The following is a 25,523-nucleotide window of genomic DNA, read 5'->3' as shown; positions in this document are numbered from 1 at the left end:
TAAGTACGGCAGTATAAGTAAGTGGGCTTAATTAAATATAAAACCCTAAAACCTGCGGCGCAAGCTGCGCTTGCGCCGCAGGTTTTAGATCGGAATTTTAATTATGCTGAGCTACTTAATAATCTTATTTTTTCGACATATTGCTTAATCTATGACCTTAAAACTCTCAGTGCCTTCCATCGGTTGCGCTAGTTGTATCGAAACAATTACCAAAGCGATCCAATCTGTCGATACCTCAGCAATAGTTACGGGCGATCCTGCCAGTAAATCGTTAGATATCGACAGTCAATTATCTGAAGTTAAAATCCGCGAACTAATTGCGATCGCGGGGCATAAGACTGCTTAATACCAATAACCAATAATTAGACGTTGCAGCGCTTCGCGCCGCAACGTCTAATTCCTTACTGGGAAGGGAGTAGCTACTTGATGCGAGTGGCTTAAGACTTTTTTCAAGACTAAAGATCGCAATATTCCCCCTTAGGGGCATTAAAATCCCCCGATTTGCCGCCACTCTTATGTATTAACCTCGCATTTGAGATGATCATGGTCTTTTCAAGCGACTTTGCCATATCGTACAGGGTGAGAGCAGCGATCGTCGCAGCGGTCAAAGCCTCCATTTCTACGCCAGTTTCGCCCTTAGTTTTGACCTCCGCCTCAATCTGATAGCCAGGAATATTTTCGTCTAGCATAATCCTCACATCTACACTGGTGAGATTTAGAGGGTGGCACATGGGAATTAAGTTTGCCGTTTGCTTTGCTGCCATAATCCCTGCTAGTTTTGCCGTGCCTAATACATCTCCTTTTTGGACATTGCCTGCTTGGATTGCATCTAAGGTCGTTGTTTTCATAGATATCTCGCAAACTGCGATCGCTCGTCTCACTGTTTGCGTTTTGTGCGTCACATCCACCATCTGAGCATTACCACTTCGATCAAGATGCGTGAGCGGCTGAAGAATATCCGTATCCATAAAAACTTTGCTGAAATTAGCTCAATAATATAAAAACAAAACATAGGATAAATTGGCATCTACTAACTAGTTATACCAATTCCCAAAATGGCAACGCCATTTTGGGAATCTGAAAACCTTACTGGGTTTGGTTTTTAATTCAAGAAAGTGTTGTCACATTTTCGTGAATTGGTATTAAGTAGCTGGGCATAATTAAAATCTAGATCTAAAACCTGCGGCACACGCTGCGCGTGCGCCGCAGGTTTTAGGGTTTTATATTTAATTATGCCCAGCTATTTACTATCAATTAATTAGGGCTGGCAATCATCACCTACGTACAAAAGTCTACCCGAATATATGACTGAGACTTTAAAGATCGATCTTTATGCAGATAATCTTGGGAAAACCCAAGCGATCGCTGCCCAACTTGCCCAACTTGTCACGGCAGGAACAATTATGTTGCTAGATGGCAATCTGGGCAGTGGTAAAACTACCTTCATGCAAGCCTTTGGTCTAGCACTTGGTATTAGCAATACGATCGCTAGCCCCACTTTTACCCTAATTGACGAATATACAGAAGGTCGTTTACCGCTCTATCACATCGATCTTTATCGCTTAGAGTCACCTCAAATACCGAGCCTTCATCTAGAAGAATATTGGCGGGGTATAGATTTTCCCCTTGGGGTCGTGGCGATCGAATGGGCAAGTAAATTACCAAACATTCCCCACCAACATCTCAGGATCAATCTCTCAGTCCCAACACAATCTAATACCAATACCTTTAAAAATCCTGAAACCTTTAATTTAGAGCTTGATGAAGACGATCTAGACGATCTAGAGGATGATTTACCTAAAGCCCGTCACATTGAATTAACAGCAATAGGTTCAGATCATATTGAAATTCTCAGACAATTTAAACATCGGTAGTTCTAAAGTAAGGATGGGCGGCGCTTCGCGCCGCCCATCCTTACTTTAGGACTACCCAAACATCAATTCAAATATCAATTCTAAAGATCAATTACGAATATCAAACCTGATCGCCTGCCTTGTCCTTAACAGAGTCGATCTTACCAGATGCGTCTGATTCGCCATTACCCTTAACTTCATCTTGAAAACCTCTTAAAGCCTGTCCGACACTGCGACCAATTTCGGGGATGCGTTTCGCCCCAAAAATTGCGACCCCAACCAGCGAAATTACAATTACCTCAGGCCAGCCAATTCCAAACATTTCCTTAAATCTCCACAAATGCATCTGCTATTCTTTTATTCTCTACGCAAATGACAAATAAGCGCACTTAAAAACTAATGGAATCAACCATTACTTGGACACTTGGCAGCACCGATCCCGATGCTGAAGCCAACCTTGCCCTAATTGCCCAATGGTGGACAGACCTTGCGGGGCAGGAAATTATTTGGCAGCAACGCCCTTTAACCGAAAATAGCGATCGCTCAGCGATCGACTGGAGCAAACAATCACTTGACGAAACCTTTGCTATTCAGACTCCAAGCTTTCGCGGTATCACCCTCTATTGGTTTAAGCCCAATAGCCCAGACGAACGCAATATCTCCGTTGGCTATCTCCAACTCGATCGCTTTAATCAATGTCTAGATATTTTGCCTTCATCAGGTAGAAGCTATCAGATCCGTATCACGCTCCCGAAAATCGTTTACCAAAAGATCCAAGTCACCGATCCCCAATTTGGCAGCCTGATTCAACCCAATGGTGATGCGGTCTTACTTTTCCGCGACGAAAAGCAACGTTTAGAGATTCAAATTGATTTAAGTGCCATCAATGTCGATATACTCAAACAAAAACTATCATCCTAAAAATCAAAATCGAACCTTTTTTTATTCCTGATAAGATTGCTGTATTAGGAATGGCTCCAGCTATAGCTTATAGCCTATTGAGGAATCAAGTATAGGATGAGTGGCGGCGCTTCGCGCCGCCACTCATCCTATGTTCCATCTTTAACCAAAATCTTGACTTTGATAATGGCGATCGCAAGCAACTTACACCTCAATTATCTAAATGTAAATCTAAATTTAAATGTAAATGTAAATATACTAGTTTTGGTCTTAGCAGCGAGTCTCGACTATCTCCTTGGTGATCCTGTAAATTGGCTCCATCCAGTCCAAGTTATCGGATGGGCGATCGCGCAATTTACCAATGGGGTAATGATGAAAGATCCCCAGAGTAATCAACGCATCCCCCTTTTTACTCCATTGGTTATGAAGTTCTTGGGTGCGATTTTGGCGATTAGTATAATTTTGGGAAGTGGAATTGCGATCTGGTTAATGGCGATCGCTCTTTCGCAAGTACAGCCGCTATTGGCGATCGCTTTTTCTAGTATTTTGTTAGCTGCTTGTTTTGCAGGACGCAGCCTTCGCGATGCTGCCGAGTCGGTATTAGCAGTTCTGCAAACAGACAATCTGGACATGGCAAGACAGGAGCTTAGCCGCTATGTCGGACGGGATACGGATAAACTTTCGGAAGGAGAGATTTTACGGGCAATTCTAGAAACGGTGACCGAAAATGCGATCGATGCGGTTACAGCACCATTATTCTATGCTCTTCTGGGTTCAATGCTCTTTGACTATGGTGGGGTTACATTAGCGATCGCTTACAAGGCTGCTAGTACCCTTGACTCGATGGTGGGCTACCGAGAATCTCCCTATACCGATCTCGGCTGGTTTAGTGCCAAAACCGATGATGTTTTGACATGGCTTCCCTGTCGTTTAACAGTGCTCACCCTAGCCTTACTCTCCCGAAAGCCCGTTTATGTTTGGCAGATCTGTCAACGTGATGCTAACCAAGATCCCAGTCCCAATTCAGGCTGGAGCGAATGTGTATATGCCGCAATTTTACAAGTACAGCTAGGCGGCGCAAACTACTATCGGGGCATTCTCAAACAGAAACCTCTATTGGGAGAGCCCATCGAGCCGATCTCCCCATTTAAGATTGCACAGGCTCTGAAATTAACAAGGATATGTTTTTTACTGTGGGTTAGTGCCTTTATGGCGATTATGGCGATCTCGTTTTCTATAAAACCCCAGAGCCTGTAGCGCACGCTGCGCGTGCGCTACAGGCTCTCGCCTAGCCACTTACTTAATCATTTGGCGACATTCATCTCCAGAGATGGATTTAGCACTACCATCACTTGAAATTTTGACACAGGTAATATCTGTTTTCGGTGCAAAAAATGAATAGGCAATAACTATTGATAGCAATATTAATGACAAGGGAATTAACACATTAAAAGATTGCCATTTGGGACGGAGTCTTTTATTGATACTTGCCAATTTCTTTTGCACTGACAAAATAGTTGGATGTTGAGAATCAAATGATCGCTTATAAATTTTGATAGCTTTTTTATAAAGGTTTCTGACATCTTTATAGCGCTTTTGAGAATAGTAAATTGCCGCTAGATCGATTAAGTTATCCGCGATTTCGGGATTGTCAGCACCGAGTAATTTCTCCTTAATAGCCAGAGCTTCTAAGAATATCAATCCTGCTTTTACATAAAGGGCTTGAGTATTATAAATAGCGGCTAAATCGAGCATTAATGATGCCACATCAGGATGCTCGGAATTTAATATTTTCTTGCGAATATCAATCGCTTGTAAGAGTAGTTTTTCGGTTTTTTGAAACAGGTTTTGTGAATAGTTGACCACTGCTAAATCTATTAAACAATTTGCCACATAGGGATGTAATTCGCCATGTAACTGTTGATTAATAATTAAAATTTGTTCGAGATATTGTTCTGCTTCATTATATTTGCCAGACTTACGTTCTTTTTCGGCTAAATTATGCAAGCAATCTAGAAAAATATTTATTTTGCCATTAGCGTAAGGAGAAAATGGTTCAATGCGATAAACAGCACTGGTATTACTACTAAAATCAATCTCATCCCCCTGCATTAACACCCATGAATCGCGAAGTTCCCCATTAATAATTAAACCATTTGTACTTTTTCCTTTCTCTGGAGTTCCATCGGTAAGCCGAAATATTTGTAATATTGGTTCGGATACGTAGATTCCCGTTAATGTCGCATGTTCTCGCGATACGGAATGCGATCGCAGGACGATCTCATTTTCTGGCGATCTTCCCAGTACATAACTTTTGCTATCAAGTAAAATTCGCTGCTGTCCTTCGGGATCTTGCAGAATTAGGTAATGCTCGAGTTGACGGCCGTCAACTATGGTTGCATCTTGGGGATTAATGGAGCCATGAGTCATAGGAGGAGGGGAAATAGCTAGTTAGGAATAGCGTAATAGTCAAAAAAATTCAGATACTTGAAAGTTATGACATAGTTTAAAACTAACCTACCTCCATCAAACTTGCAAGAAGCAATTAAAACCTGCGGCGCAGCGTGCGCCGCAGGTTTTAGCTCTGGATTTTACTTGTGCTGAGGTACTTAAGCACAACTTGCTAGGCTAGTTATTTAAGATTATTTAAGATTATTTAATAATCTTAAATAATCTCGCAATTATTGATATTTACATCACTATTCTTGTGCTTTTTTATAATCAAAAAGACAAAAATACTACTTTGCGATATTACTAATTTTGCCCCATCAATTTATATAGATGTCGCCAATTGCACTAGGACATCAAACCCAAAAAATAATAGGCGGCGCTTTGCGCCGCCTATTATTTTTTGGGGTTTGATTTGTTTTAAGTAACTGTAGCGATAGTTATGCACTCTTAAAAAAACGAATAATTTCTCTGACATGCTCTAAAAATTGACTATCAGTGCTTAATTGCGCGATCGCTTGTCGGGATTCGCGAACTAGCCGCTCGTGGTCGCTATTATTGGTAGCACGCAGATCCTCTATGTTAGCGACTAGTTTCGATAAATCTTTACGGGTCTCATCGGCAAACTGTTCGTATTTGGACACCCATGAATAGGGATTGTCCGTATTCAGTTGTGTATTAATTTGGCGCACCAGTTCTTCTAAAGTGGCAAAACGCTGGCGTAACTCCATTATATCTTCTTGCGGATAGTCAATTTGTTGCAAAATTGCCCGCAACCTTTGCGATATGTATTCATAGGCGCTAATAGCAGGTCTTAATATTGTTAATAACAGTGCGGCGATCGCTCCGATATAACCGATCGTGCCCACTCCAGTGGCAGCTAATACATAGAGGACGATCGCCGAAATGAGATGCAGCCCCAAGGCTATCCCCAAGGATCTTTGCGCTAGCGATCGGACGTAGGGTAATTGGTTCTCATCGACATTAACCCCTCTTTCCTTCGAGATTTTTGCGCGATCGAGTACCGATCTAGACTGGAAGTAAATATTCCAAGGTACGGTAACAATAATAATCAACCAGACAAAAATACTTGCCGCAATTACCCAATCCACAAAATTACCAAAGGGTAAATTGAACCACTGTGTCAGTCCAAATCCTGCAAAAGATAGCAGCAGCAGAGTGACAAGCCAACCAAAAAATTTACTCATAGGAGTGATCTGGATAAAGTAAAGGATCTCGTCTCACATTCCTTTTATAGCAATTCACGAAAGTGTGACAACACTTTTGTGAATTGCTATAAACCCGAAAAGCGGGTTGCTGCGCGGAGCGCGGCAACCCGCTTTTCGGGTTTAATTTTGTCCTAACAAGACTGGCGGCGCACAAGCCATATCTTAGGTTGCTATGGCTAAGAACTAGGCATAATAAAAAAACAAGACAAAGACTTATGGTGTATACACAGTCAGTGCCATAAGTCTTTTACCTAGCTAGTTAGGAAACTTTTGAGGGAATTGGGCGGTTTCAACATTTAACGCTACTACCTGACCATTTCGCTTAACTTCCATCCGAATTTTGTCACCAACTCCGCGATCCTCTACTAGTTGTGTAACTTGTTCAGCCGTTAAGATTTCCTTGTCGTCAAACTTAACAATTACATCACCTCGCTTGGCTCCTGCCAAAGCTGCTGGAGAGTTATCAACGACTCTAGTAATCAACACGCCTTTATCTTCAGAGATTTTGACACCAAAATCCTTGTCTTGATTCACTTGACTCTTTACATTCGCGTCAACCGTAACCATTTGGATGCCGAGATAAGCTCGAGTCACTTTACCACTTTGGATCAGTTGCTTGGCAATGCGTTGAGCCGTTTCAATTGGAATTGCAAAGCCCAATCCCTGCGCACCTTGGATAATTGCTGTATTTACACCAATAACTTCGCCACTTTGGTTAAGCAATGGTCCGCCAGAATTACCAGGATTAATTGCGGCATCTGTTTGGATAAAACTAACGCGCTTATCGACTCCGATTTGTCCGCTATTGCGACCGATCGCACTGACGATCCCCGCAGTTACAGTATTGTCTAAACCTAGAGGATTGCCGATCGCGATCGCCCAGTCTCCAGGTTGTAAGCTTACAGAACTACCAAGACTTACAACAGGCAAATTATCTGCCTTAACTTGAACTACAGCTACATCGGTAAGCTCATCGCTACCAATTACTTTACCCTCAATCTGGCGACCATCCTTAAGGACAACAGTAACTTTATCTGCGCCACTTACAACATGGGCATTAGTGATAATGTCGCCTTCCTTATTGATTATAAAGCCAGATCCTGTGCCACGTTCTACCCGTTCTTTTGGTAAGCGTTGCAATTGGTCACCAAAGAACTGGCGAAACATGGGATCTTCTAAAAATGCTTCGGGTATTTGTTGGGTATTAGCAACGGTGCGCGATGCGTTAATTCTGACAACGGCGGGACCAGTGCGATTAACTGCATCCACAATATAATTACGGGGGACTGGGATCGCTTTATTCTTATCACTGTCCTGCGCAATTGCTGGCGATATCGACGCAACCTGTGTTACAGGAGTAACCAATGTTGTATTGGGAGATCTCACTCCTGACACAACTGCCCAAGCTCCTAAAATCACACCCAACAAAAGCATCGAAGCATAAATCAGAGGTTGCTTGTAACGAGATTTTTTGTTTGAGTCTCTCATATCTATGTTCCGCGACCAATAATATCTGTATTCTACAAAAAATTTTCTATCATGTTAATCTTTGCTGCTAGACGGTTTACCGCCACATTTCATTAGACCTAATTCTAACAAAAAATACATCACCCATCAGAATCGAATTAACCATTGATTGATAGCAGAAGTAACCAATTTGTGAAGGTGAAAAAAGTTGTAATCTTGCCCAAACTGAGAAATCCACAGGTGATTTAAGCAACGCAGCCTAATTAGACCAAATCACAAAATGGCTAAGCCATTTTGTGATTTTAAAACCCTTACTGGGTTTGGTTTTCAATTCCCAAAAGTGTAGCCACACTTTTGGGAATATATCGAACTACCTATGATTGCTATAGAGATACGCTAGTTTTACTTAAGATATAAAACTCAAAATATAGATCGCTCCAAGAAGCAGCATTATCCATCTTTTAAGGTTTTATTTGTCCTAACTAATACCAATTCACTTATCAATTTACTTGCCAATTTACTTGCCAATTTACTAAAGTGCGCTAACATTTCAATGAATTAAAAACAAACCCAGTAAGGTTATACCAATTCCTAAAATGGCAAAGCCATTTTAGGAATTGGTATAGCTGGATTATTTCTATGGAAAGTAATACCAATTCACGAAAGCGTGACAATACTTTTGTGAATTAAAACCTGCGGTGCACGCGCAGCGTGCGCCGCAGGTTTTAGGGTTTTATATTTAATTAAGCCCACTTACTTAGTCGAAGGTTGGAAAATTCTTGGCAATTAACTCAATACGTCAATCGAACTTATTCTCTTCTTCGCAAGGGTACAATTACAAACCTTTGCGTTTATTTGGAACTCTTCGACTTAGGCAAAGGAACGAGCGGATCTTCCATTGCAATAATAATGGGCTCTTCTTTTACCTGTGCAGGAGTCTTGATGCTGTTTGCCACTGGGCTAAATTGAGGATTAGAGTTGAAGGTAAACATCGATCCAAATACACCAACTATTGCCGCAACTGATATACCAATACCAGCTAACTTCCATTTGCGGCGCTGCGATCGCTTGTCAATTTCAGAAAAGACGCGATTAATCATTACATCTGTTTCTTTTTTCACAGATGAATGGGCGGCAACGGGTACAGGTAAATCAATTAGCAGTTGTCGTAGCTTTAGTTGTTGTTGATAAAGACGACGAAAATCAACATCCTCAGCCAGCCATTGTTCGACTAACTGCTCTTCCGCTTCAGTTACTTCACCATCTATATATGCACTTAGTAACTCAAAGCGCTCCTCGGGAATAATCATAGAACTATTAAAAATTTGGTTAGCACTCATAACTTCAATACACCCCTCGTTACATATTAGACAGATAGGGTTGTAATTGCGCCTGTAATTTCAATCTTGCTCTAGCAATGCGTGATTTTACTGTACCAAGCGATACACCAGTTATTTCTGAAATTTCTTCATAGGATAAACCTTGGATTTCCCTCAAAACAATAGTTTCACGGAAGCTAGAAGGTAGATCTTGAATGGCTCGACGCAGTTCTTCATAAAACTCCTGCGTAGACATATTTTCAATGGGACTGGGGGAGGCACTGGGCAAGTCCCAGCTCATTTCATCTCCATCACCAGACATAAATGGTGCATCAAGCGAAACCGAACTGCCAACCCGTTTGCGTTTGCGTAATTCGTCATAAAACAAACTAGTGGCAATTCGACTGAGCCAACCACGAAATTTTTCTGGCTCTTGCAAACGCTTGATATTTCGATAAACGCGTAACCAAACTTCTTGAGCGAGATCGGCGCGATCTTGCCAGTCGGGAGCGAGCTTATACAAAACCTGATCGACGTAGGATTGATTACGCCGCATAAGTTCTGCAAACGCAGACCGATTAGTTTGCGCTTCTGTTTGGCACATTTGCACCAATTCAACGATGGGGAGCTTATCAACGGACACGGGGTTGGAGGGTGCGTACACTCCGATGCTGTTTGACCAAGATAGGCTGTAGCTCATCAATTACTCGCTCCTACTGGACTTAAATCTGCACTAGACTGCAATAGTCTGTGTCTTCTGTATTCAAGTGTTAGGACGAAGAATGAAAAAGTTTGTTCCTATCAAAATAGAGCTTTACTCGATATATAGCTTAAGCTTGCTAAGGCAAAGTTTTTAGATTTTAACTAAATTAGCTGAATATCGATACTAAAGATATTTCAAGAGGGATAATAGCAGTTAGTTTGTGTATTTTTGCTAATTCATAGATTTCCTTAGATTTTCGATCTGTTTTTTTACTTAAAGTTACTTATGCAGCGATCGCAGTGGATATCAGTTTTTACGGGCATTGTCGCCGTAATTTTGGGCTTAGGGTACTTGATTCTGGTACAGGTACTAGATTGGCGCGGTGGCGAGATGTTGCCCGCTCCTGTCGATTTGTCTTCAGCTATTCAGGAATTTTGGCAATCATAAGCAGAGAATACTCTTTGCACCTTCTCTGTTTGCAGGTTGAGAACCGATGAAACTAACCAGAAAAGGTCATTACAGTGTGAAAGCGATGCTCGATCTGGTGGTTTGGGCAAAACGCAAGCCAGCTTCAGTTCGCGAAATTAGCGATCGCCAATCTATTCCTGCGCCATATTTAGAAAAAATCCTGATAGCCTTACGGCAAGCTGATTTAGTCGAATCTGTACGGGGCGTTCAAGGCGGTTATAGATTAAAGCGATCGCCTAAACATATTTCCCTAGGCGAAATTTTAACCGCCGTAGGCGAAGATACCTATCCCTTGCCTAGGCTAAAGCCACAGGAAAAACTTGCTTCCGATTGGGTGACCTTTGCGCTTTGGCAACGACTGGATCGCAAGCTAAAGGATGCCCTCTATAGCATTTGTTTAGAAGACTTGTATTACGATGCCCGCAGTTGGCAAGCCTCGCAAGGACAAAGTGCGGGATTTATTATTTAGAAAAATTGGCAATCCAGAAATTAAGCGAGGTGGCGCAAAGCGCCACCTCGCTTAATTTCTGGATTGCGGCAAATTACTTTGCCCGAATTTGGCGCATGAGGTTTGCCATCTCGATCGCACCCATGCCAAATTCCCAGCCTTTATTACTTTTAACCCCGGCCCTTTCCAAAGCCTGTTGCATCGTGTCAGTGGTCAATACCCCAAAAATAATTGGTACACCTGTCTGGAAAGAAGCCGCTGCGACACCCTTAGATACCTCGTTTGCCACATAGTCAAAATGGGGAGTATCACCACGGATGACCGCTCCAAGACAAATAATTGCGTCATATCGTCCTGAAGTAGCTAATTCTTTTGCCACCATTGAGATTTCGAGGCTGCCAGGTACCCATGCATAATCAACTTGGCTGCCAGTCTCAGACACATCCACACCATGACGCAGTAGCGAGTCTTGGCATCCTTGGAGGAGCTTACCGACGATCAGGTCATTAAATCGGGCGACCACGATCGCAAAGCGCAGACTATCAGTATTGGTAAAGCTACCTTCAAAAACCGCCATAAATTATTCTTAACTTTTATATTCTTAAATATATTCTTAAATTTTGTTCTTGTTTATGCCTATACCAATTCACGAAAGTGTGATCACACTTTTGTGAATTAAAAACTAAACCTAGTAAGGGTTCTCAGGTTAAGAAATGGCGTAGCCATTTCTTAACTTGGTATTAAACTTTAAAATAAGAACAAAATAATCGAGCGAACTAAATCGAGCGAACTGAAAGTTATCAAAAGCCTGATTAAAAAACCTTTGATACCTTTTGGGTATTCTTTTGGACGCGCTTAGCCATGACTAGGCGAGACTAGGCAAGATTAGGCAACAAAAGCATTCAAAATGCCGATGACAATTACGAATGCCAACCAAATAAGAGAACCAAGAAATAATAGTGGCTTGGTTTGATTCCAAGAGCTAGGAGAAGCGTAAGCGACAGGTACGCCAATCACGAGAACGAAGGAAAACAGTACAAATGCTGCCAATAAAAGTTGGAATAGAATAGTCACTTTATTTAAACTCCGAATACTAAAACAAGATACTAAGACAAATCCTTTACACCAAATTAGCAGAAAATGCGTCTCTCGACAGTTTGACAGAAACGACGCTTAAATGACGCTTATAAGTAGATAGGCATAATTAAAAAGAGATTCAAAGCCTGTAGCTCAAGCGCAGCAAGCACCACAGGCTTTGAGATTTTATATTTAAATGTGCTTAGCTAGCTACCTCTAATCGCTTAATCGCTTTCTCAAAACTTTAGCGGGTAACGATTTGCTAATACTTTAACAAATCACGAAGAACAAATCACGAAGAACAAATCACGAAGAACTCTGTTCTGCGGGCTTTGGGATTTTTGGGGATTTTAGAGAGCACCTGCGGCTGTGCGGTCTAGCACTCCCTCAGATAGGTGAGTCGTAATATTTCCAGATTGTAAAATAGGACGATTCTTTGCGCCTTTAGGATAGTCAATCACGCTGACACCGCCATTGCCCTGTTTAAATACCCAAAATTGTTCGGGTGTAAAATCAAATAATAGGCAAAGAATTGCCTTATTGACGGCATCATGGGCGACAACTAAAGCGGTTTCTCCCGCAGGGACTGATTCGACAATTTTTTGCCAGATGAGCGCGACCCTCTCCCAAACCTGTTGTAAATTTTCACCTTCAGGCATTTGGACGGTTTCGGGTTGGGACTGCCAGAGTGCTAGTTGCCCCGCAAACTCCGCTTCGATTTCATGCTCGAACTTGCCTTCCCAGAGCCCGTGGGAAATCTCCTTAAGTTCGTCAAATAGTTCAAGTTTAATGTTTGGGTGTTTGCTTAAAATCTCTAAAGCTGTGTCTTTAGGTCTCAACATGGGACTACTAAAGGCTTTATCAATTTTTGTATTTGCTAAAAATTCACTAGCTCGTCGAGCTTGGGCATGACCATTGTTGTTGAGGGGGACATCAATTTGTCCTTGAAAACGTTTTTGGCGATTCCATTCAGTTTCACCATGACGCACCAGTAATAGGCGCGGACCGTCATGGTTTTTCTTGACGGGGGGTAAGGGAGAGCCAGAAATATCCGCGAGATGGCTTGCGAGATTCAGGGACTCAAGCTGTACGCCTTCGACTAGGCTAGAGCCTTGGAAATTCAAGACCGTAATCGCGCAGTTGACCTGTTGAATATTGTGATACAGACGGACGGGAATGCCGATCGCCGAGCAGATCAATGCTCGATTGATACCACTATGCCCCACTAATAGAATCGTTTTATCTTGATGTTTGGGCAAAATCTCTGCCCATAGTCCCTTGGCTTGCTCGAATAGATCGAGAATCGGATAGCGATCGCCTAATTGAAATGTTTCTGGGGCATTTTGCCAGCGATCGTATTTCTCAGGGAACTGCTCTTTTACCTCACTAGCGATCATCGACTCCCACTCGCTGAGATCGATTTCCAGTAAACCATCGGCTGTAATTAACTCTGGAGGATTAAAATTTTCAGCCAAAATAATTTGAGCCGTATTTTGGGCGCGGACAAGGGGACTTGCATAGGCAAAATCAATATTGAGATTTGCTAGAGCCTTACCCGCTAGTTTGGCTTGCTGCTTGCCCTTATCGGTCAGAACCGACTGCAATTCTGGGCGATCGTAATTACCGCGTCCTTGAATTTTGCTTAGGATATTGAAATTACTTTCGCCGTGACGGACGATCACTACTCGCGTACTCAGAAACTTACCCTCGTTTTCTTTATGGCATTTTTAGGCATTTTTAGTAAGAGATCGGCTGGTAGCTAGGCATAATCAAATACAGATTAAATACATAATTAAATATAAAGTCCCAAAAGCTGCGCCGCAGCGTTTGAATCTGGTTTGAATCTGGTTTGAATCTGGTTGTTAATTATGCTCGGCTACTTACTTCAGAATCCCTTACACATTTAATATTAAAACACTATTAAGAAAATGTAACGCTCAACGCTGCGCTATAATACTACGATAGGCTTAAGCTGGCTGTTAGCTAAAACGCATCTAGCTGCTAGTTGAGCGCATTGAGCTTACTCACCATAATCATAAACTTGAACTATCAAGTACGCTGTTTTACCTACAGGCTGAATGCTGTAGGCAAATGGTGTAAGCACCTTTTAGATAGTCTAAATAAACGCCAGTCTAAGAAGTAACTTAATTCTTTTAACGAAACCCCACCAATTTTCCATACAAAGTAATATGCCTTGTTATCGTGATGTCAGAGCAGACACAGCGACTAGTTACTAGCTCGGTACATAGCTAAGTAGCTGGTTGACGATCTAGGTAGCTTGCGATTGAAATTTTTTTCTTGTTTTCGTTATTGGTACGTTCTGTTTTGAAGCCCCTGCGACTCCTTGAGTATGTGGATAAAGGGTTTGAAAGATATTTTTTAATATTTTTTTATACGAAGTATAGAAAAAATATTTTTCAAGTGTTCTTAGGCTGGCTCTTTTGAATCGAAGAAATTCTGAGGAAATTGAATGCCAAAGCAAATAATTATTGCCGAGCAGTATCGAATTGCTGCTGTTTTTAGCGAAGATCAAATTGAAGAAATTGTTGTTGCCGCAGGAACTCATCAAGTTGGGGATGTTTACTTGGGCGTTGTCGAAAATGTTTTAACAAGTATCGATGCGGCGTTTGTGAATATTGGCGATGGCGATCGCAATGGTTTTATCCATATCACCGACCTTGGTCCTTTAAAAATGCGGCGATCGTCTGGTTCGATCAGCGATCTGGTCGTCCCTCAACAGCGCGTACTCGTGCAGGTAATGAAGGAGCCCACGGGAAATAAAGGTCCTCGTTTAACAGGAAATATTTCGTTGCCTGGTCGTTATGTGGTGCTCTTGCCCTTTGGAAGGGGGGTAAATCTATCGAGGCGCATTCGCAGTGAAGCTGAGCGCAATCGTCTCCGCGCCCTAGCGATTTTGGTCAAGCCTGCGGGCATGGGAATTTTGGTGCGCACTGAGGCGGATGGAATGCCAGAGGAGCAGATTATTGAAGATCTCGATAATTTGCAACGTCAGTGGGAAGGCATTCAACAGGATGTGGCAACTACCCGCCAGCCCACTTTGTTAGATCGCGAACGCGACTTTGTCCAAAGGGTGTTACGCGACTTATACAGTACCGAAGTAAATCGGATTGTGACCGATACCAATGATGGCTTGCGCCGCATCAAGCAACATTTACTGGGCTGGGGTGATGGCAAAATCCCTAACGGTTTGATGTTGGATCATCATCGTGAACGCACGCCAATTTTAGAGTATTTTCGGGTAAATGCGGGTATTCGGGAAGCCCTCAAGCCGAGGGTAGATTTGCCTAGTGGTGGCTATATCATCATTGAGCCTACCGAAGCTTTAACCGTAATTGATGTTAACTCTGGCTCTTTTACCAAGTCCCAAACCTCACGGGAGACAGTGCTATGGACAAACTGTGAGGCGGCGGTGGAAATTGCCCGTCAAATCCGTCTGCGCAATATTGCTGGTGTAATTGTGGTGGATTTCATCGATATGGATACCCGTCGCGATCAATTGCAATTGCTCGAACATTTCAATAAGGCGTTGCGATCGGATAAATCCCGTCCGCAAATTGCGCAACTTACAGAGTTAGGGCTTGTCGAGCTTACCCGTAAGCGTCAAGGACAAAGTATTTATGAATTGTTTGGTCGTCCTTGCTCGACCTGTGGTGGGCTCGGACATTTGATGCATTTACCAGGGGAAGCAGCGGGACAGCCTGTTGACGCAACATCACGGACTTGGGAATCAAAGCAATCGAATCAACTCGATTTTACCTCCGAGTATGAAGATGGGGATTCGGAGTTGGGTGGCGGACTAGAGCCAAATTTGGTGAACCATCCCAGTTATCAAGAACGGGGCAATCTGCGCCGACGTGGCAAAAGAGCCATGCTTAATAAGGATTTGCGGGAATCCCGCGAGGCTGAAAAAGCTCCCCCCGTGGATGTGCGATCGCGGTTTGAGCCAAGGGTTGAGATTCAAGCTGAGCCAAGGTTTGAACCAAGGGTTGAAGCAAGAATTGAGCCAAGGATCGAGCGCGATGTTGTGGCTGAACGGGCAGTTCCGACTAAAATTTCTCTGCCCAATATTGCGGCTAACGCTTTGCAGTCTAAGGCGATCGCCGAGCCTAGCGAAGAATTGGTCGAGGTAACTGATGTAGCTCCCATCCCAGTGCCTGAGAATTTACCTGAACGTCCTAATAAGCGCGAAATTCGTACCAAGGTCGTGGAGCCACCCGAAGTGATTGTGGTGGAGATGACTGAGGAAGAGCAGGACGTTTATTCGCTAATTGGGATCTCTCCTCTCGTACTTGTTGATCGCGAAGTTAAAGACCCGCGCAATGTGATTGTGACGGTGGCTTTACCTGGGCAAGCGCCCAAGATTGCCAACAATATGAGCAATTTGCGATCCAATGCAGAATCTAATGCAAGGGCGGTATTTGACGCAAATCCAGAATCAAACCCTACGACAGAGGAGGAAACCTTATCGGAAAGCTTTGAGGTGCAAGCCACTACAGCACTGTCGGATGAAATTTCGACCGATCCAGTGGTTAGCCCCGCCAAGGTTAATGGCAGTTCTAGCGGCGTAATCTTGAGGGTGAATCGAGCTAAGCCCTCAGAGGCAACTGATGGCGATGAAGGTAATGATTTAAAGACAGAATTTGCGGAAACGAATAAGGAGTTTGTGCCGATCCAATCTCCTGAGGCTTCCCGTCGCAAACGTTCTTCTGCTGCCCAGCCATAAAAAAAACGGCGCTTAGCGCCGTTTTTTTAGCTAATACTAAAGCTCAAAATGGCGTAGCCATTTTGAGCTTTAAAAACCCTTACTAACGTGAATCTGGGATAATTTGAAACGGACTTTGAGAAAGGGTTTGCTACGCAAACCCTTTCTCAACTCCAAGAGTAAAATTCTTGCTACGCAAGGCTTTTACTCTTGGAGTTGGTTAAAAAACGAGATCGACTTCTAGTTTTTTTAAATTAATTGCATACAGCATACAGCCAGATATATTGGCAACGGCGATCGCTAATAGGTGAATATCTATGGGGGCGATCGCTGTTACTTCCCCATCAATAATCAGATTATTAATATTGTTCCCGCGTAGATCTAACAATATTAAAATCGTTTGATAATCATTGTATTTCGCCGTAATCGCATATCCCCAAGGTGTTGCTACGAGAATTAAGGCTTCATACTGCAAAGGAATCCGCATCAAGCGATAGGGTTTCAGATCCAGCAGTAACAAGTTTTTACGGTTACCTGCCTCCAATAAAAGGACACGATCGCCAGTAAATGTGGCAATCCCCGCCGCAATTGCTACGGGTAAGGCTAATCGATACATAATATTGCAACGCCGTGAGATCACGATCGCACGGCTTTCGTTAGTTTCAGTTTTATTCGCGATCGCTAACAAGTGATGCCGATCAATGGCGATGATGCAACTCAAGTCTCTCGAGGCAAACTCCAGCCGCATGGCTCTACCGTAAACCAAATTTCGTATTTCGAGCTGTTTACCCGTAGATACCGCAAACCAATCGCCATAGGGGGAAATAGCCCATTTAAAAGTTTGGTCTAAAGGCTGGGATGATTGGTATAAAGATTTGGGAATGCCCCGAACGAACTGGTAAATAGAGCGTCTAGTGATCGCAAATAATGTCTTCTTTACAAAAGCGATCGCCTCAATTGCCTGTTCAGATTTAGCAATCTGTTCCGTTTTATCTAAGGACAGACTATGACCATGCAAAAGAAATTTAGAAGCGCTATAAAAGCGAGATTTTTCTGCACCGACGATGCCAATAATGCTTTCAGGCGTATTGCTTTGATCGAAATGGGGTGCTTTTTTGGAAAAGAGAATTTGGGTAACCTTTTCTTGCTCACCGACCGTTTGAAACTGGCTCAAGTCTTCCGATTGCAATGTGTCTAATAAATCTAGCCGCATTTCACGCGCTGAGCTATATCGCCGCTGCGGTAACTTTTCGAGGGAGCGCAAGATAATTGTTTGTAGCGATCGGGGCAAGCTACTAGGGATAACTACTCTCTGGTTGAGGTGGGCATTCATCAACTCCGTCGGCATTCCTGAAAAAGGGCGACTACCCACTAACAGCTCGTACAAAATAATGCCAACCGCATAAATATCCGAACCAACGGAGAACTGACCGTAGAATCTTTCTGGAGCCATATATCCCGGAGAACCCGTATTACTAGCATCGGAAACAGTTTCTTGGCTGAGACGGGCAATCCCAAAATCAGAAAGCTTGGCTTGCCATCCCCGATCCGTAATTTTCAGGAGAACATTTTCGGGCTTAATGTCGCAATGGATAATATTTGCCCCATGGGCATGTTCTAAACCCAACAAAATATCGCTTATGAGGTCAAAACATTGTTTTACCGTAAGTGACTTTGTGTGATTGAGCAAATCTCGCAAAGTCCCCCCTTCACAATATTCCATGACTAAATAACGATAATTTTGATGGTGGACAAGGGCAGTACAGGCAACAATATTTTCATGCTGGAGAGTTAGTAAAAAACGTAGCTCCCGCAAAAGCTTACTGGTCGGAAATCGTTTATGCTCTAATTCTTTGAGGGCGACTAGTTTGCCTGTATCTCGGATCCGCGCACATAAAACCTTACCAAATTGCCCTCTACCAACTAAGCCCAGTATCCGATATTTAGAGAACTGCGTGGTAGATTTTTCATTCATAGCTAGCAAAAACAAGTCCGAAAAATATCAGTATCACTTAACCTCACCTCACATTAACTTTAGCAGTACTAATTGAAATCATGTTGCTTAACATTTCGTTGCAAAACAACTAGAGAGAAGTCCGAGGATTGTCGATATCATGGTAGGAAGTGATATATAAAACGTAATATTTCTCAGCTAAATCCTTATTCAAATTTATGAGTCAAGCTTCTACATCCGCCGATGTCCCTAGCATGGGTCGTCGCCAATTCATGAACCTCATTTTAGGAGGTTCTGCTGCCGTCACTGCTCTTGGGGCAATTTATCCTGTAGCTGCCTATTTTGTACCACCCTCCCGTGGTGGTGCAGGTGGTGGTGTTGCGGCAAAAGACGCTCTGGGTAATGATGTAATTGCTTCTAAATTTTTGGCAGATCATCAAGCAGGCGATCGTGTACTTGCGCAAGGACTCAAAGGCGATCCTACCTATATTGTTGTTAATGACAACAAAGAAATTGCTTCCTATGGACTAAACGCAGTTTGTACTCACCTTGGCTGTGTTGTCCCTTGGAATGTTGCCGAAAACAAATTTATGTGTCCCTGTCATGGATCTCAGTACAACGCTGAAGGTAAAGTTGTACGTGGTCCTGCACCACTATCCCTTGCCCTTGCCCATGCAACGGTTGCCGATGATGTTGTGCAATTTAGCACTTGGACTGAAACTGATTTCCGCACCAATGAAGCGCCTTGGTGGTCTTAAGAAAAATATTTTCTCGAAATCTCGCAATCCTAAATTCGCAATCCCAAATATTGCCAAAATACTGCCAAACATTGGCTAGCCAGTCTTTAAATCACATTTGAACTCATACATGAAAAAAGCTTTGTTCCGTGTCAACCGTTTGATTGTGGGAATCAGTCTATGTGTCCTCACAAGCTTAACGCTTCTATTTGGCGTTAATATTCAGTCAGCTCAGGCCTATCCTTATTTTGCCCAAGAAGCTTACAAAAATCCTCGTGAAGCCACTGGTCGTATCGTTTGTGCCAACTGTCACCTAGCCCAAAAAGGCATTGAGCTTGAGCTACCTCAAGCCGTTCTCCCCGACTCGGTATTTGAAGCTGTCGTTAAACTCCCCTACGACCATACCCAGCAGCAAGTTAGTGCTGATGGCAGCAAAACAGGCTTGAATGTAGGTGCAGTTTTGGTACTCCCTGAAGGTTTCAAGATTGCTCCTGAAGAGCGTTTGTCTGAAGAGCTTAAGGAAAAAACCAAGGATATCTACTACCAACCCTATAGCGACACTCAAGAAAATATTGTCCTCGTTGGTCCTGTCTCTGGTGATGAGTATTCCGAAATTGTGTTCCCAGTTCTTTCCCCCGATCCTGCTAAGGACAAGAATATTCACTTCTTGAAATATGCCGTTCATGCTGGCGGTAATCGCGGTCGCGGTCAAGTTTATCCTACGGGTGAAAAGAGCAATAACAATGAATACAACTCTACTGTTCCTGGTTTAGTTACCCAGATCAGCCCGATCGCACCAAATGAAGATGAAGGTATCTATGGTGGCTATGAAATCTCAATCCAAACCACCGATGGTAGCATTGCCGTTGAGAAGGTTCCTGCTGGTGCTGAGCTAGTTGTCGAGCCTGGTAGTGAAGTTAAGGTTGGTTCGCCTCTAACTACCAATCCTAATGTTGGTGGCTTTGGTCAACATGATGGCGAAATCGTATTGCAAGATCCTCGTCGCATTCAATGGCTACTAGCATTCTTTGCTTCTGTAATCGTTACCCAAATTTTGTTGGTACTGAAGAAGAAGCAAGTCGAAAAAGTCCAAGCTGTAGAAATGAATTTCTAAGTAAAGAAAAATCGTCAATAAAAAAGAAGAAATTAGCTTAGCTAATTTCTTCTTTTTTATTGATTTGGTATAGCTAAGTAATACCAAATCACAAAATGGTTACGCCACACTTTTGGGAACTGGTATAAGTGGGCTTAATTAAATATAAAAATCTAAAACCTGTAGCCCACGCTGCGCGTGCGCTACAGGTTTTAGATCTGGATTTTGTTTTTAAATTGTGGAAATTTCTTTTTCTTTTTCAGCAGTGACTTTATCAATATTTTTAACGAACTTTTCCGTTAATTTATCCACTTGCTCTTGTTGGCTTTTAGAATCATCTTCAGAAATTTCTTTTGCCTTTTCTAGCTTTCGCAAAGAATCGATCGCATCGCGACGAATATTACGAATAGCAACTTTACCTTCTTCGGCAAGTTTGGCAACCATTTTTACCAATTCTTTACGGCGATCGGTAGTCAATGGGGGGATATTTAGACGGATGCTAACACCGTCATTATTGGGGGTGAGCCCAATATCTGACTCTGAGATTGCCTTTTCGATCGCCCGCATTGTGGAGCGATCAAAAGGCTGGATTTGTAGAGTGGATGCATCAGGCGAAGAAATATTTGCGAGAGCCTTTAGGTGTGTTTCCGCACCATAATATTCCACGGTAATTCGATCTAACAGCGAAGCATTAGCACGCCCCGTTCGCACAGTATTGAAATTGTGCTGGGTCGCTTCTACAGCTTTCTGCATTCGCGCCTCAACATCAGTTAACTTCACAGGAACCTCCAACATAAGTACCAATCGATTCTCCCATGACGACGCGACGAATGTTACCTGTAACACCAAGATCAAACACAATAATTGGGATGCCATTTTCTTTGCATAGGGCAAAGGCCGTGGCATCCATTACCCGCAAATCATTGATTAGGGCATGGTCAAAGCTGACGGATTGATAGCGTTTGGCAGTGGGGTTCTTCTTGGGGTCGCTGTCGTAAATGCCATCGACTTTAGTCGCTTTGAGGATCACTTCGGCATTAATCTCAGCCCCACGAAGCGCCGCCGTGGTATCAGTCGTGAAATAGGGATTGCCCGAACCAGCCCCAAAAATAACCACCCGATTATTTTCAAGGTGGCGAATTGCGCGACGGCGGATATAGGGTTCGGCGATCTCTTGCATGGCGATCGCGGACATTACTCTTGTGGGGATGGGGTCATCTAGTTGCTCTAAGGCATCTTGTAAAGTAAGAGCATTCATGACCGTGGCAATCATGCCAATATAATCAGCCGTAGCGCGATCCATGCCCTTAGCGGCTCCATTAATACCGCGAAAGATATTGCCGCCACCAACTACGATCGCTACCTCAATTCCATCTTTGACAATTTCGGCAACTTGCAAGGCGATATCTTGGACAACTTCAGGATCGATACCAAAGCTACGATCACCCATGAGTGCTTCGCCACTCAGTTTTAACAAAATACGTTTATATTTAACGGGTGTAATTTTTGTTGATGCGCTTGCTGTTTCTTGTTTGGTTTCTTGTTTGGTTTCTTGTTTGGTTTCTGTAGTTGCGTTCATGTTTCATTCCTAACTGATTAGTTTCTAGCGCGATCGCTTTTTATTTTTTTCTCTCTCTAGACAAGACGTACCTACATACCGTTACAGTTTCTACGCCAAATGGCTTAACTTATATAATTGCGCTAATCGGTTACATACTCTGTATTGAGATCGACCTCACAATCAACGGGTTGCAGAGAAGCATTTGAGAAATCCGTACAATTTAAGTTTGCTCCATTTAGATTGGTTCTTAGTAAAAATGCACCTTTAAAATTAGCTTTATAGCAATTGGATTTACTAAGGTTTGCTCCATCTAGACAGGCTTGACCGAGATAGGACTCAATCAGAAATGCCCCGTTGAGGTCAGCTTCCTTAAGATTGGATGCCGAGAAATTAGCATGACTGAGATTTGCTCCACTGAGATCGGCTCTACACAATAAGGCATCGCTGAGATTGGCTGCATATAAATTCGCACGGGAAAGGTCGGATGTCGAGAGATTGGCATGGCTAAGATTAGCGTCACTAAAGCTCGCCCCACTTAGATTAGCGCCTTCAAGATTTGCTCCATTTAATTTTGCCCCGTCTAAGTTTGCTCCTTTCAGAAAGGCTTGGGCAAGATTTGCTCCCTCTAGGTTAGCTCCGACCAAAGACGCACAACTTAAATTAGCTCCAGTCAAGTCAGAATTAGCGAGACTCACAGCATTGAGATTTGCACCAGTTAAGTCAGCATCCCTTAGGCTAGCTCGTTCTAACCTAGCACCATGCAAATCAGCCTTAATCAGACTAGCACCATTTAGATCCGCCTCGCAGAGATTGGCATCACTCACACTGGCGCGGTAGAGGACACTGGCATTTAGATTTGCACCATATAAATTAGCTTCGTTTAAGGTGGTGCAGGATAGGTTAGCTTCGTTCAGATTGGCATTGGCAAGATCGATCGCCGTTAAACCTACCCCGCTTAGATTTTCACTACTAAGATCAATATCACTAAAATCTCGAAAGCCTTGATTGTAGCGATCGATGAGTTCTCTAGCTTTCATTTTTACTTATCCGTAGGCAAAATTGCACCTGTCATATTTGCGCCATCCAAATTAGTCCATAGCATGAAAGCTCCTCTCAAATTAGTCCACAGCATAAAAGCTCCCTTGAGGTTTGCACCTGTCAAGCTAGCTCTTGTCAGACTGGCCCGGTTGAGATTAGCTCGATTTAGACTAGCTCCATTTAGTACGGCTTCATCCAGATTTGCGCCCGTGAGATTGGCTTCGTTCAAAATCGCATTATGCAAATTGGTACGGATTAAGTAAGAGCCCCGCAGATCGACATTGCTTAAATCGGCTCCACTTAAATTGGCACCCATCAAATTTGCACCGCTTAAATTCGCGCCACTGAGATTGGCATTAGAGAGATTTACGCCATTAAGATTTGCCCCACTGAGGTTGGACTTCATCAAGAATGCACCCGTGAGATTTGTCCAGCTTAGATCGGCTTCAGCCAGATTAGTTTCGTTCAAATTTGCCCAACTCAGATCGGAACCCACTAAGTTCGCTTTTTCTAAGTTTGTCCCTAGCAAATTTGCCCAACTTAAGTTGGCGCGACTTAAGGAAACACCGCTCAAATTTGCATAGACAAGATCGACGGCATTCAAATTGGCAGCATTGAGAATCGCGCCACCAAGATCGACCCCCTGCAATTCTGCACCCGTGAGATTGGCTTCCGTGAGATCGACATTCATCAAACAGGCTTGACTCAAATTTGCCCCACTGAGATTTGCCTTGATCATCAGTGCGCCCGTAAAGTCTGAGTCACTGAGATCGGCTCCCAATAAATTGGACTCAATGAAGAAAGTGCCATTTAGTTTCGCTCGACTCAGGTTTGCTCCGTTAAGACAGGCTCCCGTGAGCGTAGCAAGGCTGAGATCGGCATTCACCATCGATGCACTGGTCAAATTTGCCGAATTGAGATTTGCCGCTACGAGATAGGCTTGGTTGAGACAGGCTCTTTGCAGATCGGCTCTGATCAAGAAGGCTGAGGTGAGGTTTGCCTCCGCTAAATTTGCCTCAACCAGATTGGCGCGGTTGAGATCGGCTCGATGGAGAAATGCGCCTGTTAAGTTCGCCTTGGAAAGCTTTGCATCCGCAAGTTTTGCCTCGCTAAGATTAACGCGCCTGAGATCCGCACCCTTGAGGTTGATTCCTTCTAGGATTGATTTGGTAAGATTTGCTTTAGTAAAGTCAGTAAAATTCACGCCGGCCTCGTTTTGATTCGTTGTACTCGTTACACCTAAAGAAGATTTTTAAACATATTCTTAAATAAATATTTAGAATATGTGGTTCGCGAATTCTCCTCGATCTGGCTTAACAAAATGGCTGCGTCTCAACATTTTTAAAGGTTAGGATTTAGTGTTTTTCAAACCCTTACTAGGTTTGGCTTGCAATTTACAAAGGTGTTGTCACACTTTCGTGAATTGGTATAAGTGGGCTTAATTAAATATAAAACCCTAAAACCTGCGGCGGACGCGCAGCGTGAGCCGCAGATTTTAGCTCTGGATTTTAATTATGCTGAGGTACTTACGACAAATTGGAAATCCTAATACATTGCTATAACAAATAGAATACATGAGGAAAATGGTGATGCGATCGCCTTGCAATATTTGGCTTAGATGCCGCTTAGATACGATGCTTTTCACGACGAACAATTAAGACGAATGACAAATAAAGATATAGATTTCGATACAAATTCAATTACTCAAGGATCTACCCATGCTAGTTTTGGCAAGGTTTATTTAGTGGGGGCGGGACCTGGTGATGCGGGATTAATGACCTTGAAGGGAAAGGCGCTCTTAGAAAACTGTGATGTGGTGCTTTACGATGCCCTAGTCAGTGATGAAATTCTGGAGATGATTAACCCGATCGCTGAAAAAATTCATGCGGGTAAACGTAGGGGAAATCATTCACTATTGCAAGAGGAGACTACGCAATTATTGATCGAGAAGGCGAAGGAACAGGCGATCGTCGTACGGTTGAAGGGTGGCGATCCCTTTATTTTTGGGCGTGGTGGTGAGGAGTTGGCGGATCTACGCGCAGCGGGGATTGATGTTGAAGTTGTTCCAGGGATTACATCGGGCATTGCCGCTCCTGCCTATGCAGGGATTCCCCTTACCCATCGTGATTTCAGTTCATCGGTAATTTTTGTGACAGGACATGAGTCCGCAGGCAAATATCGTCCCCAGATCGATTGGGCGGCGATCGCCAAAGCTGCCGAAACGATTGTTGTATATATGGGATTGCATAATTTAAGTGAAATTGTGCCTAGGATGATTGCGGCGGGACTGTCTGAGGCTACACCTGTAGCTTTAATTCGGCAGGGAACTCGTAGTGATCAGTCGGAATTAATCGGTTGTTTGGGTAATATTGTCGAACTTGTGCGCGAAAAGAACTTTACACCGCCAGCGATCGCAGTCATTGGCAATATTGTAAACTTTCGGCAGGTCTAACAAGGAGGCGGAGTAACAAGCCGTCTCTGGTTCTTAGTATACGGAAAAAGGCT

General features: G+C 43.2%; 25 protein-coding genes. 10 read left to right on the top strand and 15 right to left on the bottom strand.

Features of this window, described 5'->3' with window-relative positions:
- Positions 1 to 151 precede the first annotated feature (151 nt).
- Positions 152 to 346 (top strand): heavy-metal-associated domain-containing protein, encoded by a 195-nt coding sequence (locus tag PseudUWO310_RS03850; RefSeq protein ID WP_142599148.1) that lies wholly within the window; start codon positions 152 to 154, stop codon positions 344 to 346.
- Between the two features lie 109 nt (positions 347 to 455).
- On the opposite strand, the gene moaC is transcribed toward PseudUWO310_RS03850, so the two are convergent.
- Entirely contained in the window at positions 456 to 968 is a 513-nt protein-coding gene (gene moaC, locus PseudUWO310_RS03845) for a cyclic pyranopterin monophosphate synthase MoaC (RefSeq protein ID WP_009628446.1), read from the bottom strand.
- A 336-nt stretch (positions 969 to 1,304) separates the two neighbouring features.
- On the opposite strand from moaC, the gene tsaE reads away from it, so the two are divergent.
- Positions 1,305 to 1,874 (top strand): tRNA (adenosine(37)-N6)-threonylcarbamoyltransferase complex ATPase subunit type 1 TsaE, encoded by a 570-nt coding sequence (gene tsaE / locus PseudUWO310_RS03840; RefSeq protein ID WP_142599145.1) that lies wholly within the window; start codon positions 1,305 to 1,307, stop codon positions 1,872 to 1,874.
- Positions 1,875 to 1,974: 100 nt separating this feature from the next.
- On the opposite strand, the gene tatA is transcribed toward tsaE, so the two are convergent.
- On the bottom strand, positions 1,975 to 2,199 hold the full coding sequence (tatA, locus tag PseudUWO310_RS03835) for a twin-arginine translocase TatA/TatE family subunit (protein ID WP_317845545.1): 225 nt from the start codon (positions 2,197 to 2,199) through the stop codon (positions 1,975 to 1,977).
- 53 nt (positions 2,200 to 2,252) lie between these two features.
- Between tatA and PseudUWO310_RS03830 the strand changes: the two genes are divergently transcribed.
- Together PseudUWO310_RS03830 and cbiB are read left to right on the top strand one after the other, a co-directional pair.
- Entirely contained in the window at positions 2,253 to 2,774 is a 522-nt protein-coding gene (locus tag PseudUWO310_RS03830; protein WP_142599143.1) for a hypothetical protein, read from the top strand.
- A gap of 165 nt (positions 2,775 to 2,939) precedes the next feature.
- On the top strand, positions 2,940 to 4,010 hold the full coding sequence (gene cbiB / locus PseudUWO310_RS03825; RefSeq protein WP_142599141.1) for an adenosylcobinamide-phosphate synthase CbiB: 1,071 nt from the start codon (positions 2,940 to 2,942) through the stop codon (positions 4,008 to 4,010).
- A gap of 39 nt (positions 4,011 to 4,049) precedes the next feature.
- Here the strand turns inward: cbiB and PseudUWO310_RS03820 are convergent, their stop codons facing one another.
- The 5 genes from PseudUWO310_RS03820 to PseudUWO310_RS03800 all read right to left on the bottom strand — a co-directional run bounded on the left by PseudUWO310_RS03820 (position 4,050) and on the right by PseudUWO310_RS03800 (position 9,916).
- Entirely contained in the window at positions 4,050 to 5,183 is a 1,134-nt protein-coding gene (locus PseudUWO310_RS03820; RefSeq protein WP_142599140.1) for a tetratricopeptide repeat protein, read from the bottom strand.
- Positions 5,184 to 5,641: 458 nt separating this feature from the next.
- Positions 5,642 to 6,409: a hypothetical protein gene (locus PseudUWO310_RS03815; RefSeq protein ID WP_009626203.1), complete on the bottom strand. Its 768-nt coding sequence runs from the start codon at positions 6,407 to 6,409 to the stop codon at positions 5,642 to 5,644.
- Positions 6,410 to 6,685: 276 nt separating this feature from the next.
- On the bottom strand, positions 6,686 to 7,918 hold the full coding sequence (locus PseudUWO310_RS03810) for an HhoA/HhoB/HtrA family serine endopeptidase (protein WP_142599138.1): 1,233 nt from the start codon (positions 7,916 to 7,918) through the stop codon (positions 6,686 to 6,688).
- Between the two features lie 830 nt (positions 7,919 to 8,748).
- A complete protein-coding gene (locus PseudUWO310_RS03805) occupies positions 8,749 to 9,237 on the bottom strand; it encodes a zf-HC2 domain-containing protein (protein WP_142599136.1) in 489 nt (162 codons plus the stop codon).
- 19 nt (positions 9,238 to 9,256) lie between these two features.
- Complete coding sequence (locus PseudUWO310_RS03800; RefSeq protein WP_142599133.1) at positions 9,257 to 9,916, bottom strand: sigma-70 family RNA polymerase sigma factor; 660 nt, start codon at positions 9,914 to 9,916, stop codon at positions 9,257 to 9,259.
- Positions 9,917 to 10,204: 288 nt separating this feature from the next.
- Here PseudUWO310_RS03800 and PseudUWO310_RS22730 point away from each other — a divergent pair, with 288 nt between their 5' ends.
- Entirely contained in the window at positions 10,205 to 10,366 is a 162-nt protein-coding gene (locus tag PseudUWO310_RS22730) for a hypothetical protein (RefSeq protein ID WP_190315895.1), read from the top strand.
- 46 nt (positions 10,367 to 10,412) lie between these two features.
- Entirely contained in the window at positions 10,413 to 10,856 is a 444-nt protein-coding gene (locus tag PseudUWO310_RS03795; RefSeq protein WP_142599131.1) for an RrF2 family transcriptional regulator, read from the top strand.
- Between the two features lie 73 nt (positions 10,857 to 10,929).
- Here PseudUWO310_RS03795 and ribH read toward each other — a convergent pair whose 3' ends face one another.
- The 3 genes from ribH to PseudUWO310_RS03780 all read right to left on the bottom strand — a co-directional run bounded on the left by ribH (position 10,930) and on the right by PseudUWO310_RS03780 (position 13,594).
- On the bottom strand, positions 10,930 to 11,412 hold the full coding sequence (ribH, locus tag PseudUWO310_RS03790) for a 6,7-dimethyl-8-ribityllumazine synthase (RefSeq protein ID WP_009626197.1): 483 nt from the start codon (positions 11,410 to 11,412) through the stop codon (positions 10,930 to 10,932).
- A gap of 308 nt (positions 11,413 to 11,720) precedes the next feature.
- Complete coding sequence (gene psbZ / locus PseudUWO310_RS03785) at positions 11,721 to 11,909, bottom strand: photosystem II reaction center protein PsbZ (protein WP_072143510.1); 189 nt, start codon at positions 11,907 to 11,909, stop codon at positions 11,721 to 11,723.
- Between the two features lie 353 nt (positions 11,910 to 12,262).
- The gene (locus tag PseudUWO310_RS03780) at positions 12,263 to 13,594 is read right to left on the bottom strand and encodes a histidine phosphatase family protein (RefSeq protein ID WP_142599129.1); all 1,332 of its coding nucleotides are present in this window, start codon (positions 13,592 to 13,594) and stop codon (positions 12,263 to 12,265) included.
- A 788-nt stretch (positions 13,595 to 14,382) separates the two neighbouring features.
- Here PseudUWO310_RS03780 and PseudUWO310_RS03775 point away from each other — a divergent pair.
- Positions 14,383 to 16,656 (top strand): Rne/Rng family ribonuclease, encoded by a 2,274-nt coding sequence (locus PseudUWO310_RS03775; RefSeq protein ID WP_142599127.1) that lies wholly within the window; start codon positions 14,383 to 14,385, stop codon positions 16,654 to 16,656.
- Between the two features lie 199 nt (positions 16,657 to 16,855).
- Here the strand turns inward: PseudUWO310_RS03775 and PseudUWO310_RS03770 are convergent, their stop codons facing one another.
- Positions 16,856 to 18,610 carry a serine/threonine protein kinase gene (locus tag PseudUWO310_RS03770; protein WP_142599124.1) on the bottom strand — a complete coding sequence of 585 codons (1,755 nt, stop codon included), beginning with the start codon at positions 18,608 to 18,610 and terminating at the stop codon, positions 16,856 to 16,858.
- Between the two features lie 197 nt (positions 18,611 to 18,807).
- Here PseudUWO310_RS03770 and petC point away from each other — a divergent pair, with 197 nt between their 5' ends.
- Both petC and PseudUWO310_RS03760 read left to right on the top strand, forming a co-directional pair.
- Positions 18,808 to 19,347: a cytochrome b6-f complex iron-sulfur subunit gene (gene petC / locus PseudUWO310_RS03765; RefSeq protein ID WP_009626191.1), complete on the top strand. Its 540-nt coding sequence runs from the start codon at positions 18,808 to 18,810 to the stop codon at positions 19,345 to 19,347.
- Positions 19,348 to 19,456: 109 nt separating this feature from the next.
- Positions 19,457 to 20,440: an apocytochrome f gene (locus PseudUWO310_RS03760; RefSeq protein ID WP_142599122.1), complete on the top strand. Its 984-nt coding sequence runs from the start codon at positions 19,457 to 19,459 to the stop codon at positions 20,438 to 20,440.
- Positions 20,441 to 20,650: 210 nt separating this feature from the next.
- On the opposite strand, the gene frr is transcribed toward PseudUWO310_RS03760, so the two are convergent.
- The 4 genes from frr to PseudUWO310_RS03740 all read right to left on the bottom strand — a co-directional run bounded on the left by frr (position 20,651) and on the right by PseudUWO310_RS03740 (position 24,222).
- On the bottom strand, positions 20,651 to 21,199 hold the full coding sequence (gene frr / locus PseudUWO310_RS03755; RefSeq protein WP_040688205.1) for a ribosome recycling factor: 549 nt from the start codon (positions 21,197 to 21,199) through the stop codon (positions 20,651 to 20,653).
- Positions 21,186 to 21,998 carry a UMP kinase gene (pyrH, locus tag PseudUWO310_RS03750; RefSeq protein WP_223805518.1) on the bottom strand — a complete coding sequence of 271 codons (813 nt, stop codon included), beginning with the start codon at positions 21,996 to 21,998 and terminating at the stop codon, positions 21,186 to 21,188. Before pyrH ends, frr begins: the two co-directional genes overlap by 14 nt.
- Before the next feature lie 122 nt (positions 21,999 to 22,120).
- On the bottom strand, positions 22,121 to 23,017 hold the full coding sequence (locus tag PseudUWO310_RS03745) for a pentapeptide repeat-containing protein (RefSeq protein ID WP_142599120.1): 897 nt from the start codon (positions 23,015 to 23,017) through the stop codon (positions 22,121 to 22,123).
- Between the two features lie 2 nt (positions 23,018 to 23,019).
- On the bottom strand, positions 23,020 to 24,222 hold the full coding sequence (locus PseudUWO310_RS03740; protein ID WP_142599118.1) for a pentapeptide repeat-containing protein: 1,203 nt from the start codon (positions 24,220 to 24,222) through the stop codon (positions 23,020 to 23,022).
- Positions 24,223 to 24,681: 459 nt separating this feature from the next.
- On the opposite strand from PseudUWO310_RS03740, the gene cobA reads away from it, so the two are divergent.
- Positions 24,682 to 25,470 carry a uroporphyrinogen-III C-methyltransferase gene (cobA, locus tag PseudUWO310_RS03735; protein WP_223805517.1) on the top strand — a complete coding sequence of 263 codons (789 nt, stop codon included), beginning with the start codon at positions 24,682 to 24,684 and terminating at the stop codon, positions 25,468 to 25,470.
- The last annotated feature ends 53 nt before the right edge of the window (positions 25,471 to 25,523 follow it).

The sequence above is a fragment of the Pseudanabaena sp. UWO310 genome, assembly GCF_006861605.1.
GTDB lineage: Bacteria > Cyanobacteriota > Cyanobacteriia > Pseudanabaenales > Pseudanabaenaceae > Pseudanabaena.
The sequence above is the reverse complement of the archived record's forward strand: the minus strand, read 5'-3'. Positions and strand labels throughout refer to the sequence as shown.